The following is a 15,649-nucleotide window of genomic DNA, read 5'->3' as shown; positions in this document are numbered from 1 at the left end:
CGCCTGCGGAAGAGCTCACGATTGCCCAGGCAGTCCTTTGGGAACGCATGTTGCGGGCGCGGGGACGCATCGATGATCCGCGGGCAGGCCGCGGACCACCCATCCTGTCCGGACAACGCACTAAGTTTCGCGTCGCGCCCTGGCCGGTGGAGCTTCTCGCTTCCCGGTGACCGTGTGCGTGGGCTGACGCATGCCAGTCATTCACGCTTCCTGCCCCCGAGACCCGGCACGGACGTGACTTGCCTCATCCACGCCGCGATCTGGCGTTCGTCGATGTCGTCCAGGGATTCGAGTTCGACACCCCGCGTCGTCTTGCCCATTCCCACCGGTGTCACCGGCGGGACGGGCTCGAGCGCCACACCATTGACAAACATGAGCTTGACATGGCCGGCGAAGCCGCCGCAGCTGAAGCACCACCCGTCGCCGATGCCGTAGTACGACATGCCCCACTTCACGGAGCGCTTGAGGTCGGGCAGCGTCTTGGCAGCCAGTGCATCGACCGCTTCGGCGATGCCGCGCTGCGGCTGCGGCAGGCTGGCAATGTATGCGAAGACCGGCTTGTCACCGACCGCCGCTTTCGCGGGGCTTGCCCTGCCGGTCATGGCCTCCGGCAGGCTGGTGGCAACGTCCACTTGTGCCTCGCTGGGTGTGGGTGGCTGGTGGGCCTCGCTCTTGTCGTTCCCCCTGCTGGTCATGGAGATTATTATTCCTTGCGCGTCGCAACAAGGAAGTGCAGCGTAGCTCCGAATGCAGTCGTCCAGCCGGGGGCGCCGGCAGCGCGTGCAGGGCTGGACCGAAATAGGAAATGCACGGCACTCCACCAAGAAGGGTCTCCCCGCCATGGTCCACTCAGGAGGCCACGCGCCTCCCTGAAGTCCCCGGGGGCGTCCAGTTCGCTAGGGGATCTCAGGCAGCCTGGTCCCTGGGATGGCTTCCGGGGCTGACTCGGTGAGGACTCCGTGGATGTACTGGAGGGCGCCTTCGGCCGTGGCGCGGTAGACGTCAATGAATGTTGAGCGTGCGGGGCGGAGGGGCCAGTCGGCGGGGAGGAGCTCGTACGGCATGCCTGCATCGTCCCAGGGGAAGGCCCGCCACTCGTCCATTGTCTCGATGCGCATCCGGAACGCTTCGCGGGGGTCTGCGCCTGGCTGACGAAGTCTCTCAAGCCGGCTTTCGTTCTTCTGCGCGAATGCGGCGTATCGCTCCGGCAGGTCCTGGCTGTTGATGACCGCCGGCCGGCGCCCTTGGAGCGCGGTGTCCTCCAGGCGGAAGGCCATGAAGTCGTCCACGCCGTAACCCTCGGCGGTTTCGGTCACCTGGGCCACGCGGTCCCGGGGGGAGAACCACAGCGCTCCGTATACGGGTGCGAATCCGAGCCATTTGAGCCTCGCCCGAAAAGCCTCCCTGATGTCCCGGTCTGTCTCGGGGATGGAGAACGCAACAGCCGTCCAGTGCCGGTCCCAGTCCACGCTTGGATCTCCAAATTCCGTGATCTGTTTGTGGCCCACCACCAGCCGGTCCCGTGCGGCGGCAGTAAACCGGTACCGGGACGCCCTGCCCCCGCCGTCGTTTTCGAGGACACCGCGCGCGGCCAGCCGGCTAAGGGCAGTGGTGACCGCCGGCCGGCTGAGTCCTACATCCTCGGCGAGCCTGACCACCACCCGGGCGGGAAGCCATAGGTCAGTTTTTCGCCAGAACTCAGCCAGCATCGTGACAAGAAGATGCTGGCTGGCATTGCCCTTCTGTGGGCGTGGAAAGTCCACTGCCGCCGGTCCTGCTGGTCGTTCTCCGCTGTTTCGCACAGTCCTAGTCTCGCCCATCGCTAAAATCTTTGCAGTTTTCTTGACGGTCGCTTGTTTTAACGCAATCATAGATCCCGAGTGATCCACGCCACTACATTGGTTGCCGACACAGACGTCCAACCGGCCAGGCGCACTCCACCCATTCCGAGCAACTATCAGGGAGATCCGCAATGACCGCAGGTCCCACGAGCACTGCCACCGCTGTCGCGCCGCCCACGGGCCGGCACGCCCGGAAGGCCGCCGTCGCCAGCTTCGTCGGCAGCACGCTTGAGTACTATGACTTCTTCATCTACGGCGCAGCGTCCGCCCTTGTCTTCAACAAAATATTCTTTCCGGGAATCGATCCGGCGCTCGGGCAGATGCTCTCCATGGCCACCATCGGCATCGGCTATGTTGTGCGCCCGCTCGCCGCGGGCGTCATAGGCCACTTCGGTGACCGCATCGGACGCAAGCAGATGCTCGTTTTCACACTGGTAAGCATGGGCATTGCCACGTTCCTGATCGGATGCCTTCCGCCCACGGCCGCGATCGGAGCAGCGGCTCCGGTGCTGCTGGTGCTGCTGCGCGTGGTGCAGGGAATCTCAGCCGCCGGTGAATCGGTGGGCGCCGTGACCATCTCCCTGGAGCATGCACCGGCCAACAGGCGCGCGTTCTTCGCCAGCTGGGTCAACACCGGGGCAGCGGCCGGCATCACCCTGGCCTCACTCGCCTTCCTCCTGGTGTCCCTGATGCCGCAGGAAGACCTGCTGTCCTGGGGCTGGCGCATCCCGTTCCTTGCCAGCATTCTGGTCGCCGTCACCGGCTTCATCATCCGCCGCAGGCTGCCCGAGGCCGAGGTCTTCGAACAGGAACTGGAGAACAAGGAAGCCCTGGAGCTTCCCGTCAAGGTTGTTATGCGGGACCACTGGCGCACGGTTCTGAAAGTGATCGCGTTCGGAGTCTGGGCCGTAGTCTCCTCGATTTTCTCCGCCTTCACCCTCTCCTACGCGGCAAAGGAGCAGTTTGTCCCCGCAAGCGTCATGCTTGCCGTCACCATCGTCACCGCCGCGTTGAGCGTAGGAATCCAGCCGCTCTTCGGAATCCTCGCCGACCGCATCGGCCGCAAACCCGTCTTCATTACAGGGAACCTGACCTGCGCAGCTGCCGTCTTTGCCTACTTCTGGGCCATCTCCAGCTCCAACATCCTCCTGGTCTTCGTCACCGGCATCCTGCTTATGTCTGTCGGTTACGCCATGGTCAATCCGCTCGGCCCGGCGATTGTCGCGGAAATGTTCGAAACCCGGATCCGCTACTCCGGCGCGGCCATTTCATCCCAGCTGGGCCTCATCCTGACCGGGTTCGCCCCCACCATCGCCGCAGCCATCGTCCGTCCCGGACCCGACGGCTGGCTGCCGGTGGCCATCTTCACAGCAGCCTGCTGCCTCGTCTCCGCCTTCATCGCCCTCGTATTTGTCCGCGAGACCTACCGGACGGCCACCGAGGACCTCGGCAAGAAGGCAGGAGTGATCGCATGAAGCACCACGTCCTCATTGAATCCGATGTCGAGACACAGCTCAGTGACGGCGCGGTGCTCCGCTCCACCGTGTACCGCCCGGACACCCCCGGACAGTTCCCTGTGCTCCTCACCCGTACCCCGTACGGACGGGATGTCGCCGTCAACTCCGCCTACTTCAACCCGGCAACGGTTGCCGCGCAGGGCTTCGTCGTCATCCTGCAGGATGTGCGCGGCCGCCACGGTTCGGACGGCACCTTCACGCCGGCAGAACATGAAGCGGACGACGGCGCCGAGACAGTTGCGTGGGCAGCCCGCCTGCCCTATTCCTCCGGCCGTGTGGGGATGTGGGGCCGGTCCTACTTCGCCGAAACGCAATGGCGGGCAGCACGCCGCCGGCCCCAGGGCCTGGCCGCACTGGCCCCGGGCATCTGCGCGGCCGGCAACGCGGACAACGGGGCGCTCTTCCGCGGAGGCGCCTTTGAACTGGGCAGCCGCCTTTCCTGGGGGCAGGGCTCCATCGCCCTCGAGGAGATCCGCCGCGAATGCGAAGGTGATTCCGAGCGCCTTGCCCGCGAACTGGCCATCTGGAACGAACTGGATGCAGGTTTTGCGGACGGCTCTGCGTACGCAACGCTTCCGCTCAATGACTTGAAGGCCCGGGCCACCGGATTCCTTCAGTCCGTGATCCTTCCCTCAGCCTCCGAAGACCCCGGCGGCGAACTCTCCCGGGCCTGGGACTGGCCGGCCTCGGAAGCCGTCCCGCTGCCCACGCTCCATATCGGCGGATGGTTCGACATCTTCCTCCCCAACACCCTGGCGCAGTACAGTTTCCAGCTTGAGGCGTCCCGCAGGAATGAAGCCCCACGGCCCAGCCTCATCCTGGGCCCCTGGAGCCACACCAACTTCACGGGGATCTACCCCGACGTGGCGTTCGGTGCCCTCGCGTCGTCGGCGGCAGTCAACGGCCTGGGGGATCTGTCCGCAATCCATGCCCGCTGGTTCGACCATGCCCTCAACGACGCACCCAAACCCGACATGCCGGGCGCCCTTGTCTACTTCATGGGCGAGAACCGCTGGCGGGCCTTCGATGAACTCCCCGCCCCGGACGCCAGTGTGGATCTTTTCCTCAATCATCAGGGTTCACTGCAGGGGTCCCTTGGGTCATCCGGGGAAGCGCGGTACTCTTACGATCCACGCGACCCTGTACCCACCACCGGTAGCGCCACCATGCACCTGGGCGCCGATTTGGCCGGACCCGCGGACCAAGGCGCCGTGGAAGCACGCGACGACGTCCTTACCTTCACAACCTTGCCTTTGGAAGAGCCGCTGACTGTCTTCGGCGCAGTAACGGCAACCCTGTTCGCGAGCTCAAGTGCGGTGGATACGGACTTCATTGTGCGCCTGTGCCGGGTCACCCCGGACGGGCGCTCGATTGGCCTGGCCGACGGTATTGTCCGGGCGTCCTGGCGTGACGCCTGCGCCGGCGACGGAGTCTTCCGCGCAGGGCCGCCACGACGGCCACTCGTCCCCGGCGAGGTAGAGGAATTTACCATCAGTCTCTGGTCGACGGCCTGCACCTTCGATGCCGGGGACAGCATTCGGGTCCAGGTAACCTCCAGTTGCCACCCCCGCTGGGACAGAAACCTCAACACCGGCGCCCGCGCGGCAGACTCATCCGAAACAGTCGTGGCAAACCAGGCCATCATGTTCGGCCCCGGGACCCCCAGCCGGATCAGCCTGGGAACCCTCACTGGCGGGATCTAGCGGTGCCGGCCGGGCAGGGAATTCGTGGCCCTGGCGCACGTCATCCGGCGTGCTGGTCTCGGCGTTCGTGGGTCTGGCCGAAAGGGACGTCTCGGCTGACCGCGACGGTGTAGCTGCTGTAGCCGTGCTGGGTGACCAGGATCCCGTGGCGGCGTTCCTGCATTGCGTGTTCGCGGGCCATTTCCACGGCGGTATTAAGGTCGTTTTCAACGGTGCGGGGATCGTAGGCGGTGATTTCCAGGACGAGGTCAGAGTGGCGCTTGATCATCGTGGTCTCTTTCTCGGGGGAGTAATTGCCTCAGGGCTGGGCGGACGCGCCTCCCGGGCGGGAAATCCGAGGGAGGCCGAAGGCTGTGGTTCGAGAGGGGTGCCCTGCATGGTTTGATGGGGCGGTGGCCGGAGAATGCCGGCGGTCTGGATCGGCGGAAGAATTCCTGCGGATCTGTAGCCAGTGTGGAGGATCAGCGGCCCTGTGCGCAAGACGAACCACGGAAAATCTTTCAGCGGACTATCGTGAACAGCTGGACAAGGGATCACGACGCCGAACGGGCGGTCGCCGGACGACGGGACAGGGATGAACACAAACACTACGGACGCAGCCGCCTACTTCCGGTCCAAGCTGCAGTTCGAGATCGACGTGATGGACGTGGCCGCCGGCCTGCCGAACGGCGGATTCGTGCTGGTCGACACCCGGCGGTTGGCCTCCTGGGAGCACGGCCACATCCCTGGAGCCGTGCATCTTCCCACCGCGGACATCCCGTCCCGCGCCCCGGAGATCCTCCCGGCCGGCACCCCGGTGGTGGTCTACTCCTGGGGCCCTGGCTGCAATGGCAGCACCTTCGCCGCGCTGGCCCTGGCCACCCTGGGCTACCCGGTCCGGGAAATGCTCGGCGGCATCGAGTACTGGGCGCGGAACGGCCTTCCGGTCCGCACGGCAGACGGCGACGGCGACGGCGCCAGGGAAGCCGACCGGCTGGTTACTGCCCATCAGCCGTCGTTCCCGGCGCCGCCGCCGTCGTTATGAATGCAGCAGGCTAGCCAGTAACCGCCAGAGCGTCGATCTCGACGAGCATGACCTCGTGGGGGAGATCCACAAAAACGGTGGTGCGGCTCGGAAGCGCACCGCTGGGGACGTTCTCCTTGATGAACTCGCCGTAGACCTCGTTCATGGCGGGGAAGTCGTCACGGGTGGTGAGGTAGACGCGGAACATCAGGACGTCCTCCACCGAGGATCCGCCGGCCTCGAGGATGGCCTTGACGTTTTCGAGGGTGCGGCGGGTCTGGACGCGGACGTCGCCTGCGCCGATGTACTGGTTGGCGGCGGGGTCCATGGGGCCCTGGCCGGAAACCTGGAAGAATCCGCCCTTCTGGATGCCCTGGGAGAAAACGTGCGCCGGGGCCGGGGCGTTTTCGGTCAGTACTACGGTCTTTTCACTCATGCTGAGTTCCTTTCGTGGCTGATCCAGCCGAGGTCGTTGGAGATGGCCTCGGTGCTGGCTTTGAGGTCGGGCAGCAGCTCAAGCAATCCTTCATAGCTGAGCATCACCACCGGTACCGAACAAGAGGCTGCGGCAACAACGGCGCCGCTGGCGTCGCGGATGGGGGCCGCGATGCAGTGCACAAACGCTTCGTGCTCGGCGTTGTCGTGGGCCCAGCCCTGGATCCTGACCTGCTCCAGTTCGGCCAGCAGGGCCTCCGGTGAGGTCAGGGTGTTTTCGGTAACTTTGATGTAGTCCAGCCCCGCCGCGATCTTTTCCTGCCGGCTCCGCGGCATGTCGGCGAGGAGGACCTTGGACACGGCGGCCGAATGCAACGATGCAGTCAGGCCGATGCGCGAGTACATGCGGACGGGGTGGTGGGACTCGAACTTGTCGATGTACACCACCTCGTTGCCTTCGAAGGCCGCCAGGTGCACCGTGTGGCCCGTGCGGCCGTTCAGGTCGGCCAGGTGCGGGTGGGCCACCTTGCGGATGTCGCGCTGCTCCAGCGCGAGGGAGGACAGTTCGAACAGCTTGGAGCCAAGCATGAACCGCTGGCCTTCGTCGCGCACTACAAAGCGCTTCTCCTCCATGGCGTGCAGCAGGCGCATCACTGTTGTCTTGTGCACTGAGGCCCTGGAGGAAAGCTCGTCCAGGGTGGCCGGCTTCGCTGCGAGTTCGGCGAGCAGGTCGATGGCCCTCATGAGGCTCTGGCTCACGGTGTCACGCTCCGGTTCTGGTGTTGAAATGTCCGTCTGCAACGTGGATAGCGGCCCAGTCGTCATCCGAAGAATCGAGGATGGCGCTTAGCTGCCCGGCGGGAGGCAGCGGGCCGCGGTCGCCGTGGACGGTCAGGGTGCAGGCGGCGGCGACATGCCCCCGGCGGAGGCTCGCCTTCTGGCCCAGGCCGAACAGCATGCCGCTGAGGTAACCCGCGGCGAAGGAGTCGCCGGCGCCTACGGGCTCGACGACGTCGACGGACAGCGCGGGAACTTCCTCCCGCGTGCCGCCCGGGTCAGCCCCGTTGCCGGGACTGCCGCCGCGCGACAGTGCGATCGCACTGATCGCCTCGTTCTTGATGACCAGCACCTCCGGGTCCGGCATCATCCGGCGGAGTTCAGCCTCGTCCGTGGTGCCGAAGGCGTGTTCGGCTTCGTCTTTTCCAACCAGCACAACATCGGCCAGGTTCGCCAGGCGCTGCAGGACCCTACGGTCCTGGCCGGCCCACAGGGCAGCCCGCCAGTTGACGTCGAAGCTGATGGTTCGGCCGTTGCGTGGTGCGGTCAGGATGGCCTCAAGCAGCCCGAGGCACTCGGGGGAGAGCGCTGCGGTGATGCCGCTCAGGTGGATGAGTACTGCGTTTTCCAGCAGGGAAGCCACCGCGGGATTGGCCAGCGTGCCGCGCCCCATGGCCGAGGCCGCAGATCCTTGCCGGTAGTACAAAACTGAACTGCCGCCGTCGGGGTCTGTTTCCCGGGCCGGGACCTTCACGTAGACGCCCGTGGGCAGGGACCCGTCCACCTCGACGCCGGTGACGCCCACGCCGTGGTCCCTGAGCTCGTTGACGATCCGCGTTCCGAATCCGTCGCGGCCCACCCGGCCCACCCAATGCGTGTCCAGGCCCATGGCTGCCAGGCCCATGGCCACGTTGGACTCCGCGCCACCGATCCCGCAATGGAGCTCGGTAGCCAAATGCAGGGGCACGGCCTGGGCAGGCGTAAGCATGGCCATCGTCTCGCCAACACACACAGCTGAAAGCATGTTCTCCCGCACTCACTCTTGCGCTTTTTCAGCGGCACTCGGACGCCACGGTACGAAGCGTTCCGCGGCGGATCGGACGGCACTGCGGGCGTGCCGCGGCCTTGACTGTCCATCCGCCACCATGTTAGACATATCACCAGCAGGTTTGCAACCAGCGTTGCAAAATACGCAACGCTGACGAAAACCTCACCAAGCACCACCCATAACGCAGCTTCAAAAACGCAGCACCGCGAAGGGAATCAACGCGTGAACACTTCCGAAGCCATTTCGGCAACCGCCGTGGCCGGCCTCGCAGACCGCCGGCTCGATTGGCGGCACAAAGCCATTCCGTCCGCCGCCAACGGCACCACCCACGCTGAGTTCCTCGCCGCCAAGCACACGCTGGCCGACTTCCAGACGCCGCTGCTGACGCTCGACGCCCAGGCCCTGCGTGCGAACGCCGACCGGCTGGCCGCCTGGTGCACGGAACACAGCGTGCTGCTGGCCCCGCACGGCAAGACCACCATGGCGCCGCAGCTCTGGTCCGAACAACTCCACCGCGGGGCATGGGGCATCACGCTGGCCAACTTCGCGCAGCTGCGCGTGGCCCGCGGGTTCGGTGTCCGGAACCTGCAGCTCGCCAACAGCCTCACCGATCCGCACGCCATCGAATGGGTCGCCGGCACCGCCACCGCCGACGCGCCGATCCTCTCGTGGGTGGACTCCGTGGGAACCGTGGACGTCATCAACCGGACCCTTGCCGGAAGCGATGCCGTGCTGGATGTCCTCGTGGAGCTAGGCGCGAACGGTGGCAGGACCGGCGCCCGCGGCGTTGAGGCCGCTATGGAAGCGGCCCGCGCGATCTCCGCCTCGCCGAACCTGCGGCTGGTGGGCGTCAGTGGATACGAAGGGTCACTCGCGCACACCGCGGACGACGCCGGACTGGCCGCCGTTCGCGGCTACCTCGCCCGGATGCGGCTGCTCCACGAGCAGCTGCTCGCCGACGGCCTCTACGGCACCGGCTCCGTGATCCTCACAGCTGGCGGCAGCGCGTACTTCGACGACGTCGTGGAGGTCCTGTCGCCGTGCATCAACGATGGCGCTGAAACGGGCGGCCCCGCGGTGGACCTCATGATCCGCAGCGGCGCCTACATCATCCACGACGACGGCTTCTACCGTGGAATCTCGCCGTTCTCCCGGCAAGGCGACCAGCCGTTCACCGCGGGGATGCACGGCTGGGCGCGGGTTGTCTCGCAGCCGGAACCCGGCCTGGCCATCCTCGACACCGGCAAGCGCGACCTTCCGTTCGATGAAGGGCTGCCCGAACCACAGTTCCTCGGACCGCTGCTCGGCGGTCCCATGGAGCCCCTGGTCGGAGCCGAAATCACCTCGGTCAACGATCAGCACAGCTTCATGACCTTCGACGCGGGCACCACCACCGTGCGCCCCGGCGACGTCGTCCGGCTGGGCTTGTCCCACCCGTGCACCGCCTTCGACAAATGGACCGTCATCCCGGTGCTGGCGGACAGCAGCCCCCAAGGCAACCCGACCGTCGTCGACCTCATCCATACCTTCTTCTAGGACAACCCATGAAGACACTCATCAGAAACGCCACCCTGGTGGACGGAACCGGAGCGGACCGCCGCCCCGCGGATGTCCTGCTGGACGGAACGGTGATTGCCGCCGTCGCCGGTGCCGGTAACCTCACTGCAGCGGAAACGGGCGCGGACCGCACCATCGACGCCACCGGCCTGGTCCTGAGCCCGGGTTTCATCGACATGCACGCGCACTCGGACCTCCAGCTGCTGGTCAACAGGGACCACTACGCCAAGCTGAGCCAGGGCGTCACCACCGAGCTGCTGGGCCAGGACGGCCTGTCCTACGCTCCCGTGGACGAGGCCACACTCGCCGGCGTGCGGGAGAAGATCGCCGGCTGGAACGACAACCCGGCTGGCTTCGACTGGAACTGGCGGACCGTGGGGGAGTACCTTGACCGCCTCGATGCCGAAGTCGCCGATTCAGACGGCAACACAGGCCGCATCGCCACCAACGCCGCGTACCTCGTCCCGCAGGGAACTGTCCGCGCCATGGTGATGGGCTTCGCCGAAGGCGATCCGACGCCCGGGCAACAGCAACAGATGCAGGACGTCATCCGCGCGGCGATGGAGGAAGGCGCCGTGGGAATGTCCTCGGGCCTCACCTACACGCCGGGCATGTACGCGCAGACCGAGGAACTCGCGGGCCTCTGCCGGACCGTGGGCGGGCTGGGTGGTTTCTACGCACCGCACCACCGTTCCTACGGGAAGGGCGCACTCGGCGCCTACGCAGAGATGATCGGGCTGAGCCGGGCCACCGGCTGCGCACTGCACCTGTCCCACGCCACCATGAACTTTGCGGAGAACAAGGGCCGCGCCGGCGAGCTGCTCGAGCTGATCGACGCAGCCCTGGACGACGGCGTGGACATCACGCTGGACACCTACCCGTACCTCCCCGGCGCCACCACGCTCTCCGCGATCCTCCCCAGCTGGGCGTCGTCGGGCGGGACCGAAGCCACGCTCGGCCGGCTCGCCGACCCCCAAACCCGGGAGAAGATCCGTGAAAGCGTCGAGATCTACGGCTCCGACGGCTGCCATGGCGTGGTCGCGGAGTGGGACACGCTGGAAATCAGCGGAGTCCAGAACCCGGCGCTCGCAGGCCACGTCGGCAAGACCATCAAGGACATCGCCGCTGAGGCCAGCCAGGAACCCTTCGACGTCTTCGCGCAGATCCTTACGGACGACCGCCTCGGCACCGGCATCCTGCAGCACGTCGGCCACGAGGAAAACGTCCGGGCCATCATGCAGCACCGCACGCACACCGGCGGCAGCGACGGACTCCTGGTCGGCGCCAAGCCGCACCCGCGGGCCTGGGGCACGTTCCCGCGCTACCTCGGCCATTACTCCCGCGACCTCGGCCTGCTCAGCCTCGAAGAGACCGTCCACCACCTCACTGGCCGCCCCGCCGCACGGCTCAAGCTCCACCACAGGGGACTGGTACGCGAAGGCTACGCGGCCGACGTCGTACTTTTCGATCCGGAAACCATCCGCGATGAAGCCACTTTTGAGAACCCGCGGCAAGCCGCCAGCGGCATCCACTACGTCTTCGTCAACGGCGCGGTGGCCATCGACGGCGGCCAACCGACCGGCGTCCGCGCCGGCCGTGCCCTGCGCCGCAGCAGTGACGGACTCACCCGAGAAGGAAGACAACCCACCCATGACTCCTGAAGAATTTGTCCGGCAGCTGGAAGCGGACCGCACCCTGGCCGTTGTCCGGGCTCCCTCCATCACGGACGCCGCGGATCTCTGCCGTGCGCTGGCCGACGGCGGCATCCACAGCGTCGAACTGACCTTCACCACCCCGGATGTGCTCAGGCATGTCAAGCGCGCGGCGGAGACTGCAGCCGAGCACGGCGCCGCCGTCGGGATCGGAACCGTGATGACGGCAGACCAGGCACGGGCAGCGATCGACGCCGGTGCCCAGTTCCTGGTGACGCCCGGACTCCGCCCGGAAGTCGCCAAAGTCGCCGGCGACGCCGGCATCCCGTTCAGCCTGGGCGCCATGACGCCCACTGAGGTGGCGCAGGCCCTGGATCTGGGGTCCGCCGCCGTCAAGATTTTCCCCGCCCGGCAGCTCGGCCCGGTGTACCTGAAGGACCTGCAGGGCCCGTACCCGGGCATCCGGCTGCTGCCTTCGGGAGGCATCGACGCCTCCAACGCCAGGAGCTACCTCGACGCCGGTGCTGCCGCAGTCTGCTGCGGCACCAGCGTGGTCCCGCCGGCAGCAGTTGCTGCAGGCGACTGGGCAGACATCGCGGCACGTGCCGCCGCCTTCACCGGCATCCTCAAGTAGGACTTACCCAGAAAGATACGTCCATGAATGAATTCCTTGAATGGCTGCGGCACGACACCGCCGGCCTGCTCCTCCTGGCAGGCGCGGGCATAGCCCTCCTGCTGTTCCTGATCATCAAAGTCAAGCTCGAGCCGTTCATCGCCCTGGTGGGCACCGGCGTGATCGTGGCGTTGGTGGGTGGGATCTCGGTGGAGGCGCTGGTCGGCTCAGCCACCAAGAGCAGCGACGCGCTCATTGAGAAAGGCTTCGCCGGCATCCTTGGCCACATCACGGTCATCATCGGCCTCGGCACTGTACTCGGCGCCATCCTCGAGCGATCCGGCGGAGCGGAAGTGCTGCTCGGACGGCTCGTGAAGATCTTCGGCGAAAAGGGCACCCCGCTCGCCATGGGCATCACCGGCTTCGTGCTGGGCATTCCGGTGTTCTTCGACATCGGCATCTTTGTCCTGGCCCCGCTGGTCTATGTTGCTGCCATCCGCGGCGGCAAATCCCTCGCGCTCTATGCCCTGCCGCTGCTGGCAGGCCTCTCCGTCACCCACGCCTTCCTGCCGCCGCACCCCGGTCCCGTTGCCGCCGCCGGACTGTTCCACGTGGACCTCGGCTGGATCATTCTTATGGGCCTGATCTGCGGCATCCCGGCCTGGTTCGCCTCCGGTATCCTGTGGGGCACGTGGATCGGCAAGCGCGTGATGGTCAATGTCCCCGAGGACCGGATCGTCCCTGAAGCCGAGGAAGCCAAGGGCCACGAACCGTCCATCGGACTGGTGCTCCTGGCCATCGGCCTGCCCATGATCCTCATCCTCGGCGGCACGTTCGGCAACATCTTCGCCCCCGCCGGCCCGTTCCGTGATGTCCTGACGTTCTTCGGCAACCCGGCCATCGCACTGACAATGGCCGTGCTGCTGGCCATGTGGCTGCTGGGTATCCGCCGCGGCATGACGCCGGACGAACTCAGCGAAATCACCGGCTCCTCCCTGCGTCCGGTGGGCATGATCCTGCTCGTGGTCGGTGCCGGCGCCTTCTTCGGCGCGGTCCTGTCCGCCACCGGCGTGGGCAAGGCCGTGGCTGACTCCCTGGCCCAGGCCGGCCTGCCGATCATCCTGTCCGCCTTCGTCATCAGCGCCGGCATGCGCATCGCCCAGGGCTCGGCGACCGTGGCGATCGTGACTACCGGCGGCATCCTGGCACCCAGCCTGGCCTCCGGGTTCTCCCAGCCGCAGCTTGCCCTGATCGTGGTGGCCATTTCCTCCGGTTCCATCATCGCCAGCCACGTCAACGACGGCGGCTTCTGGATCATTTCCAAGTACTTCAACATGTCGGTCAAAGACACCCTGAAGACGTGGACGGTCCTGGAAACCGTGCTGTCCGTTGTCGGCTTCGGAATGGCGGCGCTGCTGTACCAGTTCGTGAAGTAACTTTCATTGGCAGACGCGAAAGGGTGCACCCCGGGGAGGTGCACCCTTTCGCCATGCCTTTCTGCAGATGGTGGCAGGCTTTGGGGGAGTGCCTTCGGCTGGTTCCGCCAAGCGGGAATCAGGCGATGGTATTGCCCCGCCTGTGCCTGGTTTCGATGACGTCGTGGACTTCGAGGGCCGTCGAGATACGCGTTGCGTCAGATATGCGTGAAAGGTCAAGCGCCAGCAGGGCCTCGATCCGTCGGCGGGCTTCGACAACCGCGTCTTCCTGGAGATTCAGCTGCTCGGCGGTCTTACCGGCGCTGAGGTTGTTGTGAATGAGGGCTGACAAGGTTGGCAGGAGCGGGGGACCTTGAGCTGGGTTGTTGCCCCGCAACGGGCCAAGCACGTCGTCCGCATAGTGCTTCAGGGCGGACACATCCGGGAGTTGAAGCAGGAGTCCAGTCAAGCCCAGATCGCTCAGCACAATGGTCCCGGGAGGACTCATGCGAAGGGCTGCCAGCTCGACAGCTCCGCGGGCAGTTGCAAACGCTGCCGGATAGTCGGCGATGTCTGTTGCCGGTCCCGTGATGGCAACGTACGCGGGATCCGTGCTTTGGCCGTTTCCTGAAGGGATCTGCCTGACTTTGTCCGCGATGCCACGCATTTGGTCGATCCGCGTGGGTGGGACCATCGGCCAGAGAGCAACAACGAACCCGCCATGGGAACCAAGCAGCGGCGTTGGTGAGACTTGCCGTGCCATTTGTGCGAACGCTGCCGTAAGCCAGTGCGGCAGGGTGCGTTCGCTGCGGGGGTCAAACGGGACTGCGATGACTGCGTGGGGCAATGACAGGTCGTGGCCGAGCCGTTCGGCATCGGCCACGAGCGCTGTGCCTTCGTGCCCCCTGCCTGACAGGAGCGCGGAGAGAATCTCGCCAGTGTCCCGCCACGCTGTCTGGGTTGCAGTCCGGGTCCGAAGAAGTTCCAAAGCCAGTGGCGCCGCGGCCCTTTCCATCGCCTGGCGGTCCAGCGGTCTGAGCTCGGAGATTGTCCCGCTCGTCCAGATCCACGCGATGACCTTGTCCTTGATCATTACCGGGACGCGGACAAAGGTCCGGGTCCCTGTTGTATCCGGAACATTCACCTCGGCGAGCAACCCGGCACTGCCCGCGGACATGACATCGGGCAGGGGGAGGTCAGCGGCGTTCGCGAGGAGGGCAGCCGGGAGCGATACGCCATCACCTTCGGTGTTGTAGAGGATGGTCCCGTTGGTCTCGCACACGGCGACGGGACGATCCAGGATCTCTGTCAGGGCTCCGCCAAGGCCACTGACTCCGCCCCCTTCGAGCGTCAGGGCTGTCAACCGCTCGTGGATCGCTTCGGCTTGCCTCTGCAGTTCATACTGCTCCTCCAGCGACTCGTTCAGCCCGTTGAGGACCGCGATCCGCTCCGCCTGCTGGGAACGCAGGCGGCTGGTGGTGATGGCCAGCGCGGCCTGGTCCGCCAACATCAAAAGGCGCGATTCTTCTTCCTTGGTGAAGTGGTGTGTCGAGCGGGTGTAGCAGTTGAGAGTCCCGAGCGTTTCACCGGCGGAGTTCAACGGCACGGCGATCATGGAGTTAAAGCCTTGGTCCTTTGCCGCGGCTCTCCAAACAAGCATCGCCGGGTGGCTTCCAAAGTCCTCGATCTGTACGGGAACGCCCATGGTAAACGCCTGGATCGACGGGGTGGGCGTATGAACACCATGAAGCCGGATCGGGTGTGTTGCGTTTATTTCCCGAATGTAGTCCGCTGAGAGGCCGTAGGAGCCTTCGATCATCAGGACCTGCGCCGCCGCGTCCGGCATGGTGATCGCGCAGAAGTCATAGGACATCAGTTTGCCAGCGGTCCTGGCGATCAGGTCCAACAGCTCGCCCAGCGAAACGCCGCGGTTGACTGCCGCACCAACATCGGCCAGCGCCTTCAGCCATCCTTGGAGGTGCTGGGCCAAACGGTCAGGGCCCATTTTCACACTTAGAGTTTTTCACGGATTCCAGGAACGAGCGAGAGACTTTTTACCCACTGGATGGCGGTCAAACGCCGGTCGCA

Annotated in this window: 14 protein-coding genes; 7 read left to right on the top strand and 7 right to left on the bottom strand. The window is 65.8% G+C overall.

From position 1 onward, the window contains the following. Nucleotides 1-197 precede the first annotated feature (197 nt). Together J2X42_RS21335 and J2X42_RS21330 are read right to left on the bottom strand one after the other, a co-directional pair. Complete coding sequence (locus J2X42_RS21335; protein ID WP_310167952.1) at nt 198-695, bottom strand: DUF1801 domain-containing protein; 498 nt, start codon at nt 693-695, stop codon at nt 198-200. Between the two features lie 201 nt (nt 696-896). Further along, nucleotides 897-1,763, bottom strand: a complete 867-nt coding sequence (locus J2X42_RS21330) for a PaaX family transcriptional regulator C-terminal domain-containing protein (protein WP_310167951.1) — start codon at nt 1,761-1,763, stop codon at nt 897-899. A gap of 209 nt (nt 1,764-1,972) precedes the next feature. On the opposite strand from J2X42_RS21330, the gene J2X42_RS21325 reads away from it, so the two are divergent. Further along, nucleotides 1,973-3,316 (top strand): MFS transporter, encoded by a 1,344-nt coding sequence (locus J2X42_RS21325; RefSeq protein ID WP_310167950.1) that lies wholly within the window; start codon nt 1,973-1,975, stop codon nt 3,314-3,316. Continuing rightward, complete coding sequence (locus J2X42_RS21320) at nt 3,313-5,061, top strand: CocE/NonD family hydrolase (protein ID WP_310167948.1); 1,749 nt, start codon at nt 3,313-3,315, stop codon at nt 5,059-5,061. The genes J2X42_RS21325 and J2X42_RS21320 overlap by 4 nt, the downstream gene beginning before the upstream one ends. Nucleotides 5,062-5,101: 40 nt before the next feature. Here the strand turns inward: J2X42_RS21320 and J2X42_RS21315 are convergent, their stop codons facing one another. Then, nucleotides 5,102-5,329 (bottom strand): hypothetical protein, encoded by a 228-nt coding sequence (locus J2X42_RS21315; RefSeq protein ID WP_310167947.1) that lies wholly within the window; start codon nt 5,327-5,329, stop codon nt 5,102-5,104. 306 nt (nt 5,330-5,635) lie between these two features. On the opposite strand from J2X42_RS21315, the gene J2X42_RS21310 reads away from it, so the two are divergent. Next, nucleotides 5,636-6,085 carry a rhodanese-like domain-containing protein gene (locus tag J2X42_RS21310; RefSeq protein ID WP_310167946.1) on the top strand — a complete coding sequence of 150 codons (450 nt, stop codon included), beginning with the start codon at nt 5,636-5,638 and terminating at the stop codon, nt 6,083-6,085. 10 nt (nt 6,086-6,095) lie between these two features. Here J2X42_RS21310 and J2X42_RS21305 read toward each other — a convergent pair whose 3' ends face one another. From J2X42_RS21305 to J2X42_RS21295, 3 genes are read right to left on the bottom strand one after another with little or no spacing between them, the layout of a single operon-like run. Further along, a complete protein-coding gene (locus J2X42_RS21305; RefSeq protein ID WP_310167945.1) occupies nt 6,096-6,500 on the bottom strand; it encodes a RidA family protein in 405 nt (134 codons plus the stop codon). Beyond that, entirely contained in the window at nt 6,497-7,243 is a 747-nt protein-coding gene (locus J2X42_RS21300) for an IclR family transcriptional regulator (RefSeq protein ID WP_310167982.1), read from the bottom strand. Before J2X42_RS21300 ends, J2X42_RS21305 begins: the two co-directional genes overlap by 4 nt. A gap of 19 nt (nt 7,244-7,262) precedes the next feature. Further along, entirely contained in the window at nt 7,263-8,300 is a 1,038-nt protein-coding gene (locus J2X42_RS21295; protein ID WP_310167944.1) for a sugar kinase, read from the bottom strand. A gap of 246 nt (nt 8,301-8,546) precedes the next feature. Between J2X42_RS21295 and J2X42_RS21290 the strand changes: the two genes are divergently transcribed. From J2X42_RS21290 to J2X42_RS21275, 4 genes are read left to right on the top strand one after another with little or no spacing between them, the layout of a single operon-like run. After that, nucleotides 8,547-9,860 (top strand): alanine racemase, encoded by a 1,314-nt coding sequence (locus J2X42_RS21290; protein WP_310167942.1) that lies wholly within the window; start codon nt 8,547-8,549, stop codon nt 9,858-9,860. Nucleotides 9,861-9,868: 8 nt separating this feature from the next. Next, entirely contained in the window at nt 9,869-11,542 is a 1,674-nt protein-coding gene (locus J2X42_RS21285; RefSeq protein ID WP_310167941.1) for a D-aminoacylase, read from the top strand. Next, complete coding sequence (locus tag J2X42_RS21280; protein WP_310167940.1) at nt 11,532-12,167, top strand: bifunctional 4-hydroxy-2-oxoglutarate aldolase/2-dehydro-3-deoxy-phosphogluconate aldolase; 636 nt, start codon at nt 11,532-11,534, stop codon at nt 12,165-12,167. The genes J2X42_RS21285 and J2X42_RS21280 overlap by 11 nt, the downstream gene beginning before the upstream one ends. Nucleotides 12,168-12,190: 23 nt before the next feature. Next, the gene (locus tag J2X42_RS21275; protein WP_310167939.1) at nt 12,191-13,582 is read left to right on the top strand and encodes a gluconate:H+ symporter; all 1,392 of its coding nucleotides are present in this window, start codon (nt 12,191-12,193) and stop codon (nt 13,580-13,582) included. Nucleotides 13,583-13,700: 118 nt separating this feature from the next. Here the strand turns inward: J2X42_RS21275 and J2X42_RS21270 are convergent, their stop codons facing one another. Further along, entirely contained in the window at nt 13,701-15,566 is a 1,866-nt protein-coding gene (locus J2X42_RS21270; RefSeq protein WP_310167981.1) for a GAF domain-containing protein, read from the bottom strand. Between the last annotated feature and the right edge of the window lie 83 nt (nt 15,567-15,649).

Origin of the sequence: Arthrobacter sp. BE255, assembly GCF_031457335.1 — a bacterium.
Taxonomy (GTDB): domain Bacteria; phylum Actinomycetota; class Actinomycetes; order Actinomycetales; family Micrococcaceae; genus Arthrobacter.
The sequence above is the reverse complement of the archived record's forward strand: the minus strand, read 5'-3'. Positions and strand labels throughout refer to the sequence as shown.